The following is an 11653-nucleotide window of genomic DNA, read 5'->3' on the forward strand; positions in this document are numbered from 1 at the left end:
CCCCCCCCCCCCCCCCACCGGGGGGGGGGGCCCCCCCCCCCCGGGGGGGGGGGGGGGCGGGCCCCCCCCCGGAACCCAAGTTGTTCAGCATACCGAAACGCCTATTCCCTCAGAAAATGCCAGCCTCAACGGGACGCTCCCCCGCCTCCTCGTCCTTCGCCGCCGCCGGCTGCATGAGCACCGTCAGCACCTGCGGATACGCATACCCCGCCCCCGAATGCTTGTCCACGAAATACCCCAGCCCCGCACTGATCACGACATTGCCCATCAGGCTGGTCGTATCGGCCCGTGACTGCACGACCTCGGCCGCACTCCCCTTGCCTTCCTTCTTGCAGCTGACGGTGAGCGGTTTCGAACTCCGCATCACGGTCACCCGCCCTGGCGCGATGACATACCAGCGCCCCATGTCGTTGCTCAACAGGCAGCCGACACCGGCGACTTCGCGATGGTCGAGGATGGTATGCAGCTCGAGCTGCTGCAGGGGAGACTCGGACAGGGTCGCGCAGCCGCCCAGCAGGGCGAATGCGGCGGCGGCGGCGATGGTGGCCGGGCGGAGATGGTCGAACATGGTGGTTTGCCTCATTCCCCCTTAACGGCAGAATGACGCGCAAACTGTAGTCCCGCCGCGATCAAGGCGCGATCGGGCGAAACGGGTCAGGCGAGCGGCGCGAAGCGCGGCACCGCCGCGCCGTCGACCTCGACGGTCTCGAAGAACGCCGCCCTGGGACGCACCCACACCTGCCCGTCCTGGCCGCGATAGACCATGACGGGGGTGTGATCCGCTTCCAGCACGGCCTCCGTGACCAGCTCGTAGATGCCGCCCTTGTAGTGGCGGTAGCGCATCAGGCCTTTTCTGCCAGCGCCTTCTGCTTCTTCTTCAGGCCCTGGATGACCTTCAGCACGCCTTCCATGCCGGCGGCTTCGTCGAGCTCGCTGAAGGCGTCCAGCACTTCGTTCAGCACGCGGTTGCGCACTGCCGCCTCGTCCTGGCCGATCGCGATCGGCTTCGACTCCGGCGCGGCCGGGGCGAACTTCGACGGGGTCTCGGCAGCCGCCTTGGCGCCATGCGCCAGTGCAGCCTGCCAGATCACCCAGCGGCGTTGGGTTTCATAAACGAGGTATTCCTCGGGCTTGTCTTCCCGGCGGCGAACGATGTGGCCTTCGCGCTGGGCCCATGCTTCAAAAGCATTGCGCATTTCAGTCCTTTTCAAATCTGCGTTCGGGTTAATCACTATCGAAATGTCTTCCAAATAGCACCACCGCACCACTACGGCACGACTGCTGCCGCGCACAAGCTTGGCAGCCGAACACGCTTCTTACAATCTACAAATGGTACAACTTAAGTTGCCCTAACGCAACTTATTTATTCCCATGTTGCAACATCGTTAAATGCTACATTTTCCTTTTAGCGTTTAACGAACGTCTTTATATCCCGAACCTCCCGAAGAAGCAACTTCTTTTATTATTCTATTAATTTATTGCTTTCCGGTGTGTTGTATTTTGCATAATATTACTGAAAAACCATATATATTACACATGCTGCATAAGTAAGGGACTGCCTTCTTGCCCCTGTGCAGCCCGCTAGTATAACGCCCTGCCGGATCGGCTGCGTTCAATCGTCCATTCTCCAGTGTGACAGCCGGATGTCCGGCCAATCACCCGACTGCCTACTAAGCATATAGCGTGCCTTAAAAACAACTTCCACCAAAACAAAGGCTTAGCGTATCCCACGACAAGGAGTGGTGCTCCCGTGTAAGAAAATTCGACATCCGGTCACCGCACGCCTGTTCTTTCCTGTTGTCGAACCCGCCGCCCACGGCCCGGCATCGGCAGCGTATACTCTCGGCTTCCGCTGTGCAGAGTGATTGCACGAGGCTCCAACCCACCATAGAACACATTTGATGAAAATCGCCACCTGGAACGTCAACTCCCTGAAAGTCCGCCTGCCTCACCTGCTGCAATGGCTGCAAGCCAACCCGGTCGACGTCCTCTGCATCCAGGAGACAAAACTCACGGACGACAAGTTCCCGCTGGCCGAGATCAACGAAGCCGGCTACCAGGTGGCCTACACGGGCCAGAAGACCTACAACGGCGTGGCCATCCTCTCGAAGCTGCCGATCGAGGACGTGGTGAAGAACAATCCGCGCTTCGAGGACGAGCAGCAGCGCCTGCTGGCCGCCACCATAGGCGGCGTGCGCTTCATCTGCGCCTATGTGCCGAACGGCCAGGAAGTCGGTTCGGACAAGTATGTCTACAAGCTGGCGTGGTTCAAGGCGCTGCAGGAATGGGTGGCGGCCGAGATGCGCGCCCACGAGCAGTTCGCGATCCTGGGCGACTACAACATCGCACCGGACGCGCGCGACGTGCACGACCCGGCCGAGTGGGAAGGCCGCATCCACTTCTCCCTGCCGGAACGGGGCGCGCTGCAGGAACTGATGGGTTTGGGATTGTCGGACGCCTTCCGCCTGTTCGAGCAGCCGGAAAAGCAGTACAGCTGGTGGGACTACCGCCAGCTGGCCTTCCGCCGCAACCGCGGACTGCGCATCGACCACATCCTGCTGTCGGAAAAGCTGGCCAGGCGCTGCACCGCCTGCGTCATCGACCGCGAACCGCGCAAGTGGGAGCAGCCGTCGGACCACACGCCGGTGGTCGCGACGATCGGGGATTGATGGACTGTTGAATCAGCCGACCAGGAAGGCCCCCACCTGGCCGGCCGGCAGCGGCCGCGCGAACAGGTAGCCCTGGGCGAACTGGCAGCCGAAGGAGCGCAGCAGCGCATACTGCGACTCCGTCTCCACGCCCTCCGCCACCACCGACAGCTGCAGGCTGTTCGCCAGCGCCATCACCGCCGCCACGATGGCGCGGTCTTCGGCGCTCGCATCGAGCTCGCGCACGAAGGCGCGGTCGATCTTGATCTTCCTGACCGGGAAGCGCTTCAGGTAGGCCAGGCTCGAATAGCCGGTGCCGAAGTCGTCGATGGACAGCGACATGCCCATCGCGTTGATCTGGCGTAGGATCTCCAGGGTCTGGCCGCCATGCTGCATCAGGGCGGTCTCGGTGATCTCCAGCTCCACCAGGCGCGGATCGATGCCGGTATCGCCGACGATGCGCCGGATCGCCTCCACCAGCCCGTGATGCATGAACTGGCGCGCCGACAGGTTGATCGCCAGCGGCACCACGTCGAGCCCCTCGCGCTCCCACTGCATCAGCTGGGCGCAGGCGCTGCGGATCACCCACTCGCCCACCGGCACGATCATGCCGCTCTCTTCCAGGATGGGAATGAATTCGTCCGGACCCACCAGGGCCTGGCCGTCCCGGCGCCAGCGCAGCAGCACTTCCAGCGCGTGCGGACGGCGCGTGGCCGCGCACATGATGGGCTGGTAGTGCAGCTCGAACTCCTCGCGCACCAAGGCGCCGCGCAGGCTCGATTCCAGCTCGAAGTGGCGCGCCGCGGCCTGGTTCATGCGCTGGGTGAAGAACTGGTAGTTGTTGCGGCCCGCGCCCTTGGCGTGGTACATCGCCGCGTCCGCGTGGCGCATCAGGGTCTCGACATCGCTGCCGTCGTCCGGATACACGCAGATGCCGATCGAGGGCGAGATATGCAGGCTGCGCCCCTCGAAGGGGAAAGGCGATGACAGTGCCTCGATGATCTTGTCACCCACCAGGCGGCACTCCTCGCCTTCCGCGATCTCCGGCAGCAGCACCACGAATTCGTCGCCGCCCAGGCGGGCCACGGTGTCGCTCGCGCGGACGGCCACCACCAGGCGCTTGGCGACCTCGCGCAGCAGGTGGTCGCCGGTCAGGTGGCCGAGCGAATCGTTGATGTTCTTGAAGCGGTCCAGGTCGATGAACATCAGGGCCAGCTTGCGCCCCGTGCGCTGGGCGCCGCGGATCGTGCAATCGAGCCGGTCCGACAGCAGCGCGCGGTTGGGCAGCCCGGTCAGGCTGTCGTGATAGGCCATGTGGTGCACGCGCGCCTCGGCCTGGCGCCGCTCCACGATCTCTTCCTGCAGCAGCGCGTTGGCGCCCGCCAGTTCGGCGGTGCGCTCGGCCACGCGCACTTCGAGCTCGTCGCGCGCGCGCCGGATGGCGTCGGCCGCCTCGCGCTGGGCGGTGACGTCGTCGACCAGCCACACGCTGCGCCCGCGCCGCTGCGAGGCGTCGAAGGGCCGGCCGGACAGGCGCGCCCAGAAGCGGCTGCCGTCGCGCCGCACCAGCTGGTGCTCGGCCATGTGCACGCGGCCGGCCGCGAAATCGGGCGCCGCCAGCGTGCGCGCCGCCTGCCAGCTGGCGTCGTCCGGATACAGGGCGCGCACGGTCTGGCCGTCCACCTCCCCCGCCGCCGCGCCGAACAGTTCTTCCATCTTGCGGTTGCAATGCAGGGTGCGGCCGTTCTCGACCACCGCGATGCCCAGCACCGCGTTGTCGAGGATGGCGCGGTTTTCCATCAGGGCGTCGCGCAGCGACTGCTCGTCCTGCTTTTCGCGGGTGCGGTCTTCCAGCATCCAGATCGTGCCCTGGTCCGGATCGTGGTGGTTGACCTGGTAGCCGATCAGCTGCACCCAGATCGGCGCGCCGTCCTTGCGCACCATGGTGGTCTCGGCGCGGAAGGAGCGGCCGGCGGCCAGCGGCGGATAGGCGCGTTCGCCCATTTCAAGGAAGGCTTCCTCGTCCGGGTACAGCAGGCGGGTCGCCTGGCCGAGAGCTTCGGCCTCGGTATAGCCGAACATGACTGTGAAGGCCGGATTGCAGCGGCGGATCACGCGGTCGCGGGTGAACATGATGCCGACCGAGGCATTGCTCATGATCGCCTGGACTTCCTTCATGGCCTGGCGCGACCCGGTGACGTCTTCGACGATCCAGATCGTGCCCGCCTCGCGGATACGCGGATCCACCGCCCTGCCGCGCAGGCGCGCCCAGAACAGGCTGCCGTCTCGGCGGCGGAAAGGCTGCTCGCTGCGTTCGAACAGCTGGCCGGCGGCCAGCACCGTGTAGGCTTCGGCGGTCAGCTCCTGGTAGGCATCCGTCGAGGCGAACAGCTGCACCGGCTTCAGGGCCAGCAGCTCCTCCTGGCTGTAGCCGAGCATCTCGCAGATGCGCGGGTTGAAGGACTTGATCTGCCCGGGGAGCGTGAACACGATCCCGACCGGCGCATTCTCAAGGATGGCGCGCTGCTCGAGGACCAGGTGGCACAGGTCGGCCGCCTCCTGGGAAGGCTGCTCATGCGCGCAAGGGTTCGCTTTGCCGGCGAACGAATCGGGGGTCGGAAATCGGTCCATCAATGCTTGCTGGTGGGTCCGTTGGTCGGAATTGTTGCAACCTGGCAATCATAAACCAGAAATGCTGCCAACTCTACAACCATAAAGCGACAAAGGGGAAGCACCTACGTGCTTCCCCTGACGGAGGTGTTGCGATTTAGAAACTGTCGCCGGGAACCCGCACCCAGCCTTCCATCAGCACGCGTGCGCTGCGGCTCATGATGGCCTTGCTGACGCTCCACTGGCCATTGGCCTCGACCGCCTCGGCGCCGACGCGCAGGGTGCCCGACGGATGACCGAAGCGCACCGCGTTGCGGGTGCCGCCGCCGGCCGCCAGGTTGACCAGGGTGCCGGGAATGGCGGCCGCGGTGCCGATGGCGACGGCCGCGGTGCCCATCATGGCGTGGTGCAGCTTGCCCATCGAGAGCGCGCGCACCAGTAGGTCGATGTCGCCCGCCGCCACCTGCTTGCCGCTGGACGCGACGTAGTCGGCCGGCTTGGCCACGAAGGCGATCTTGGGCGTGTGCTGGCGCTTGGCGGCGTCCTCGATGCTCCCGATCAGGCCCATGCGCAGCGCGCCGTGGGCGCGGATGGTCTCGAACATCGCCAGCGCGCGCGGGTCGCCGTTGATGGCTTCCTGCAGTTCCGTGCCGGTGTAGCCGATGGCGTCCGCGTTGACGAAGATGGTCGGGATGCCGGCGTTGATCATGGTGGCCTTGAGCGTGCCGACGCCGGGCACTTCCAGCTCGTCGACCAGGTTCCCGGTCGGGAACATGGCGCCGCCGGCGCCCTCTTCTTCCGCCGCCGGGTCCATGAACTCCAGCTGCACTTCGGCGGCCGGGAAGGTCACGCCGTCGAGTTCGAAGTCGCCGGTCTCCTGGACCTGGCCGCCCGTCATCGGGACGTGGGCGACGATGGTCTTGGCGATGTTGGCCTGCCAGATGCGCACCACGGCGACGCCGTCCTGCGGCAGGCGCTCGGGGTCGACCAGGCCGCTGCTGATCGCGAAGGAACCGACCGCCGAGGACAGGTTGCCGCAGTTGCCGCTCCAGTCGACGAAAGGCTTGTCGATCGAAACCTGGCCGAACAGGTAGTCGACATCGTGGCCGGGGTGGCTGCTCTTCGAGACGATCACGGTCTTGCTAGTGCTCGAGGTGGCGCCGCCCATGCCGTCGATCTGCTTGCCGTAGGGGTCGGGGCTGCCGATCACGCGCAGCAGGAGGGCATCGCGCGCCGCGCCGGGCACGCGCGCCGCTTCGGGCAGGTCGTCCAGGCGGAAGAACACGCCTTTGCTGGTGCCGCCACGCATGTAGGTGGCGGGAATCTTGATTTGGGGAGTATGAGGCATGATGTGTCCGATATGACAGGAAGGGCGGCCGCGCCGCCCTCCCCGCTGGTTACGCCGCGGCTTTCGATGCCGACGATTCCAGGAAGTCCTGCGCGAAGCGCTGCAGCACGCCGCCCGCCTCGTAGATCGCCACTTCCTCGGCGGTGTCGAGACGGCAGGTCACCGGCACTTCCAGCTTTTCGCCGTTCTTACGATGGATGACCAAGGTCAGGTCGGTGCGCGGGGTGCGCGCGCCCACCACGTCGAAGCTTTCGGTGCCGTCGATGCCCAGAGTCAGGCGGTTGACGCCCGGCTTGAACTCCAGCGGCAGCACGCCCATGCCCACCAGGTTGGTGCGATGGATGCGCTCGAAGCCTTCCGCCACGATGGCTTCCACGCCCGCCAGGCGCACGCCCTTGGCCGCCCAGTCGCGCGAGGAGCCCTGGCCGTAGTCGGCGCCGGCGATCACGATCAGCGGCTGCTTGCGTTCCATGTAGGTCTCGATGGCTTCCCACATGCGGGTCACCTGGCCTTCCGGCTCGATGCGCGCCAGCGAACCGGCTTTCACGTTGCCCATCGCATCAACCACCATCTCGTTCTTGAGGGTCGGATTGGCGAAGGTCGCGCGCTGCGCGGTCAGGTGGTCGCCGCGGTGGGTCGCGTAGGAGTTGAAGTCCTCTTCCGGCAGGCCCATCTTGGCCAGGTATTCGCCGGCAGCGGAATCAAGCAGGATCGCATTCGACGGCGACAGGTGGTCGGTGGTGATGTTATCGCCCAGGACCGCCAGCGGGCGCATACCCGCCAGGGTGCGCTCGCCTGCCAGCGCACCTTCCCAGTACGGCGGACGGCGGATGTAGGTGCTCATCTCGCGCCAGTCGTACAGCGGGCTGACCTTGGCGCCATCGTCCGCGACGCGCGCGAACATCGGCGTGTAGACCTTGCGGAACTGCTCCGGCTTGACGCTGGCGTCGACCACCGCGTCGATCTCGGCATCCGACGGCCACAGATCGGCCAGGCGGACTTCCTTGCCGTTCGCGTCCACGCCCAGCACATCCTTCTCGATGTCGAAGCGGATGGTGCCGGCGATCGCATAGGCCACCACCAGCGCCGGCGACGCCAGGAAGGCCTGCTTGGCATACGGGTGGATGCGGCCGTCGAAGTTGCGGTTGCCCGACAGGACGGCGGTCGCGTACAGGTCGCGCTCGATGATCTCCTGCTGGATGGCCGGATCCAGCGCGCCGCTCATGCCGTTGCAGGTGGTACAGGCGAAGCCGACCACGCCGAAGCCCAGCTTTTCCAGTTCCGGCATCAGGCCCGCTTCTTCCAGGTACAGGGCCACGGCCTTCGATCCCGGCGCCAGCGAGCTCTTGACCCAGGATTTGCGGGTCAGGCCAGCACGGTTGGCGTTACGCGCCAGCAGGCCGGCGGCGATCATGTTGCGCGGGTTGTTGGTGTTGGTGCAGCTGGTGATGGCGGCGATGATCACCGCGCCATCCGGCATCAGGCCTGGCTCGTTCTCCACTTTGCCGGCGATGCCGCGCTCGGCCAGCTCGGAGGTCGGGACGCGCTTGTGCGGGTTCGACGGGCCGGCGATGTTGCGCACCACGGTCGACAGGTCGAAGGACAGCACGCGCTCGTATTGCGCGTTCTTGAGGCTGTCGGCCCACAAGCCGGTTTCCTTGGCATAGGCCTCGACCAGCTTCACGGTCTCTTCCTCGCGGCCGGTGAGGCGCAGGTACTTGATTGTCTGCTCGTCGATGTAGAACATCGCGGCGGTGGCGCCGAATTCCGGGGCCATGTTCGAGATGGTGGCGCGGTCGCCCAGCGTGAGCGCGGAGGCGCCTTCGCCGTAGAACTCGAGGTAGGCCGAGACGACCTTGGACTTGCGCAGGAACTCGGTCAGCGCCAGCACGATGTCGGTGGCGGTGATGCCCGGCTGCGGTTTGCCGGTCAGCTCGACGCCAACGATGTCCGGCAGGCGCATCCAGGAGGCGCGGCCCAGCATGACGCTTTCGGCTTCCAGGCCGCCCACGCCGATGGCGATCACGCCCAGGGCGTCGACCATCGGGGTGTGGGAGTCGGTGCCGACCAGGGTGTCCGGATAGGCGACGCCGTCCTGGGTCTGGATCACCGGGGACATGCGCTCGAGGTTGATCTGGTGCAGGATGCCGTTACCCGGCGGGATCACGTCGACGTTCTGGAAGGCCTTCTTGGTCCACTCGATGAAGTGGAAGCGGTCTTCGTTGCGGCGGTCCTCGATGGCGCGGTTCTTGGCGAAGGCATCGGGATCGAAGCCGCCGCATTCGACGGCCAGCGAGTGGTCGACCACCAGCTGGGTCGGGACCACCGGGTTGACCAGGGCCGGATCGCCGCCCTGGCTGGCGATGGCGTCGCGCAGGCCGGCCAGGTCGACCAGGGCGGTCTGGCCCAGGATGTCGTGGCAGACCACGCGGGCCGGGAACCAGGGGAAGTCGAGGTCGCGCTTGCGTTCGATGATCTGTTTCAGCGAGTCGGTCAGGGTGACCGGGTCGCAGCGGCGGACCAGGTTCTCGGCCAGGACGCGCGAGGTGTACGGCAAGGTAGCGTAGGCGCCGGGCTGGATGGTGTCGACGGCGGTGCGGGTGTCGAAGTAGTCCAGGGAGGTGCCGGGAAGAGGTTTGCGATGGTTCGTATTCATGGCGGTATGAGACCTAAGTGTTAGCCTTAATACCGTCATCCCGGCGAAGGCCGGGATCCAAGTTTATGTGCGTAGCCAATCACGCAAACTTGGGTTCCGGCCTTCGCCGGAACGACGGTTTGGGGGCTGGTGGTGCTTTCTTTACTTGCGCTCTTCAATCGGCACGAACTTCAGATCCTCAGGACCCACATAGTTCGCGCTCGGACGAATGATCTTGTTGTCGATACGCTGCTCGATGATATGCGCCGCCCAGCCGGAGGTGCGCGAAATCACGAACAGCGGCGTGAACATGGCCGTCGGCACGCCCATCATGTGGTAAGACACGGCCGAGAACCAGTCCAGGTTCGGGAACATCTTCTTGACTTCCCACATCACCGACTCCAGGCGCTCGGCGATGTCGAACATCTTCATCGAACCGGCCGACTGAGACAAGGTGCGCGCCACTTCCTTGATCACCTTGTTGCGCGGGTCGCTGATGGTGTACACAGGATGGCCGAAGCCGATCACGACTTCCTTGTTCGCCACGCGGTTGCGGATGTCCGCTTCCGCCTCGTCGGCGTTCTCGTAGCGCTTCTGGATGTCCAGCGCCACTTCGTTCGCGCCGCCGTGCTTCGGGCCGCGCAGCGCGCCGATCGCGCCGGTGACGGCCGAGTAGATGTCCGAACCGGTGCCGGCGATGACGCGGCTGGTGAAGGTCGAGGCGTTGAACTCGTGTTCCGCGTACAGGATCAGCGACACGTGCATCGCCTTGACCCACTCTCCCGACGGCTTCACGCCGTGCAGCAGGTGCAGGAAGTGGCCGCCGATCGAGTCGTCGTCGGTTTCCACCTCGATGCGCTTGCCGTTGTGGCTGTAGTGGTACCAGTACAGCAGGATCGAGCCGAAGGACGCCATCAGGCGGTCGGCGATGTCGCGCGCGCCGGCGATGTTGTGGTCTTCCTTCTCAGGCAGCACGCAGCCCAGCACCGAGGCGCCGGTACGCATCACGTCCATCGGATGGGCGCCGGCCGGCAGCGCTTCCAGCGCGCTCTTGACGGCTTGCGGCAGGCCGCGCAGCGACTTCAGCTTGGCCTTGTAGCCCTTCAGTTCCGCGAGGGTCGGCAGCTTGCCGTGCACCAGCAGGTAGGCGATCTCTTCGAACTCGCAGCGGTCGGCCACGTCCAGGATGTCGTAGCCGCGGTAGTGCAGGTCGTTGCCGGTCTTGCCGACCGAGCACAGCGCGGTGTTGCCTGCGGCGACGCCCGACAGGGCGACGGATTTCTTCGGCTTGAACGCCGGGGTATCGTTGTTCTGCGTAGTGGTCATGCGTGAATCTCCTGGATGATTATTTTGCTTTATTGGCGGCGAACAGGGCGTCCAGCTTCTGCTCGTAGCTGTGGTAATCGATGCGGTCGTACAGTTCGGCGCGGGTCTGCATGGTGTCGATCACGTTCTTCTGGGTGCCGTCGCGGCGGATCGCGTTGTAGACGTTCTCGGCCGCCTTGTTCATTGCGCGGAAAGCCGACAGCGGGTACAGCACCAGGCCGACGTTGGCGCTGGCCAGCTCGTCGACGGTGAACAGCGGGGTCGAACCGAATTCGGTGATGTTGGCCAGCACCGGCACCTTGACGGCGTCGGCGAACTGCTTGTACATCTCGAGGCTGGTCATGGCTTCCGGGAAGATCATGTCGGCGCCGGCTTCGACGCATGCCACGGCACGCTCGATGGCGGCGTCCAGGCCTTCCACGGCCAGCGCGTCGGTGCGGGCCATGATCACGAAATTCTCGTCGGTACGCGCATCGGCCGCAGCCTTGACGCGGTCGACCATCTCGCCCTGGCTGACGATCTCCTTGCCCGGACGGTGGCCGCAACGCTTGGCGCCGACCTGGTCTTCGATGTGGCAGGCGGCCGCGCCGGCCTTGATCAGCGAGCGCACGGTGCGGGCCACGTTGAAGGCCGAGGCGCCGAAGCCGGTGTCGATGTCGACCAGCAGCGGCACGTCGCACACGTCGGTGATGCGGCGCACGTCGATCAGGACGTCTTCCAGGCCCGAGATGCCCAGGTCGGGCAGGCCCAGCGAACCCGCGGCCACGCCGCCGCCCGACAGGTAGATCGCGCGGTAGCCGGCGCGCTTGGCCAGCAGTGCGTGGTTGGCGTTGATCGCGCCGATGACCTGCAGCGGGGATTCTTCCTGGACGGCCTTGCGGAAGGCGGCGCCTGCGGAGTATTGGCTCATGCTTAGTCCTTTCTGATGCGTTTGAGAGTGTCGGGCTTTCTTAATGCAAACGGCGTGCCACCCTGCCCGCCCCAGTATTTTCAAGGACTTGCAACACCGTTTCAGGCGAAGATGTTTCAGTAACGTTTCATTATGAAACATGTGCAAACAAAATGAAACGCCAGCAGGCATAAAAA

The 11653-nt window shown here is 65.3% G+C and carries 9 protein-coding genes; 1 reads left to right on the forward strand and 8 read right to left on the reverse strand.

Features of this window, described 5'->3' with window-relative positions; translation table 11 throughout:
* Positions 1-109: 109 nt before the first annotated feature.
* The 3 genes from J8847_RS19340 to J8847_RS19350 form a co-directional block, all read right to left on the reverse strand.
* A complete protein-coding gene (locus J8847_RS19340; protein WP_211526348.1) occupies positions 110-568 on the reverse strand; it encodes a hypothetical protein in 459 nt (152 codons plus the stop codon).
* A gap of 86 nt (positions 569-654) precedes the next feature.
* The gene (locus J8847_RS19345; protein WP_211526349.1) at positions 655-843 is read right to left on the reverse strand and encodes a DUF1653 domain-containing protein; all 189 of its coding nucleotides are present in this window, start codon (positions 841-843) and stop codon (positions 655-657) included.
* Complete coding sequence (locus tag J8847_RS19350; protein ID WP_211526350.1) at positions 843-1196, reverse strand: hypothetical protein; 354 nt, start codon at positions 1194-1196, stop codon at positions 843-845. Before J8847_RS19350 ends, J8847_RS19345 begins: the two co-directional genes overlap by 1 nt.
* Positions 1197-1901: 705 nt before the next feature.
* Between J8847_RS19350 and xth the strand changes: the two genes are divergently transcribed.
* Positions 1902-2669: an exodeoxyribonuclease III gene (gene xth / locus J8847_RS19355; RefSeq protein ID WP_211526351.1), complete on the forward strand. Its 768-nt coding sequence runs from the start codon at positions 1902-1904 to the stop codon at positions 2667-2669.
* 12 nt (positions 2670-2681) lie between these two features.
* On the opposite strand, the gene J8847_RS19360 is transcribed toward xth, so the two are convergent.
* The 5 genes from J8847_RS19360 to prpB form a co-directional block, all read right to left on the reverse strand.
* Complete coding sequence (locus J8847_RS19360) at positions 2682-5279, reverse strand: EAL domain-containing protein (RefSeq protein ID WP_211526352.1); 2598 nt, start codon at positions 5277-5279, stop codon at positions 2682-2684.
* A gap of 136 nt (positions 5280-5415) precedes the next feature.
* On the reverse strand, positions 5416-6606 hold the full coding sequence (prpF, locus tag J8847_RS19365; protein ID WP_211526353.1) for a 2-methylaconitate cis-trans isomerase PrpF: 1191 nt from the start codon (positions 6604-6606) through the stop codon (positions 5416-5418).
* Positions 6607-6655: 49 nt separating this feature from the next.
* Positions 6656-9262, reverse strand: a complete 2607-nt coding sequence (gene acnD / locus J8847_RS19370; RefSeq protein WP_211526354.1) for a Fe/S-dependent 2-methylisocitrate dehydratase AcnD — start codon at positions 9260-9262, stop codon at positions 6656-6658.
* 141 nt (positions 9263-9403) lie between these two features.
* Complete coding sequence (gene prpC, locus J8847_RS19375) at positions 9404-10567, reverse strand: 2-methylcitrate synthase (protein WP_211526355.1); 1164 nt, start codon at positions 10565-10567, stop codon at positions 9404-9406.
* A gap of 19 nt (positions 10568-10586) precedes the next feature.
* Positions 10587-11477, reverse strand: a complete 891-nt coding sequence (prpB, locus tag J8847_RS19380; protein WP_211526356.1) for a methylisocitrate lyase — start codon at positions 11475-11477, stop codon at positions 10587-10589.
* Positions 11478-11653: the final 176 nt, after the last annotated feature.

It is taken from the genome of Massilia sp. AB1 (assembly GCF_018119385.1).
GTDB lineage: Bacteria > Pseudomonadota > Gammaproteobacteria > Burkholderiales > Burkholderiaceae_D > Telluria.

Bases quoted from the DNA above. Each gene is read 5' to 3' on its own strand.
- J8847_RS19340 (WP_211526348.1), bottom strand. From the start codon at position 568: ATGTTCGACCATCTCCGCCCGGCCACCATCGCCGCCGCCGCCGCATTC.
- J8847_RS19345 (WP_211526349.1), bottom strand. From the start codon at position 843: ATGCGCTACCGCCACTACAAGGGCGGCATCTACGAGCTGGTCACGGAG.
- J8847_RS19350 (WP_211526350.1), bottom strand. From the start codon at position 1,196: ATGCGCAATGCTTTTGAAGCATGGGCCCAGCGCGAAGGCCACATCGTT.
- xth (WP_211526351.1), top strand. From the start codon at position 1,902: ATGAAAATCGCCACCTGGAACGTCAACTCCCTGAAAGTCCGCCTGCCT.
- J8847_RS19360 (WP_211526352.1), bottom strand. From the start codon at position 5,279: ATGGACCGATTTCCGACCCCCGATTCGTTCGCCGGCAAAGCGAACCCT.
- prpF (WP_211526353.1), bottom strand. From the start codon at position 6,606: ATGCCTCATACTCCCCAAATCAAGATTCCCGCCACCTACATGCGTGGC.
- acnD (WP_211526354.1), bottom strand. From the start codon at position 9,262: ATGAATACGAACCATCGCAAACCTCTTCCCGGCACCTCCCTGGACTAC.
- prpC (WP_211526355.1), bottom strand. From the start codon at position 10,567: ATGACCACTACGCAGAACAACGATACCCCGGCGTTCAAGCCGAAGAAA.
- prpB (WP_211526356.1), bottom strand. From the start codon at position 11,477: ATGAGCCAATACTCCGCAGGCGCCGCCTTCCGCAAGGCCGTCCAGGAA.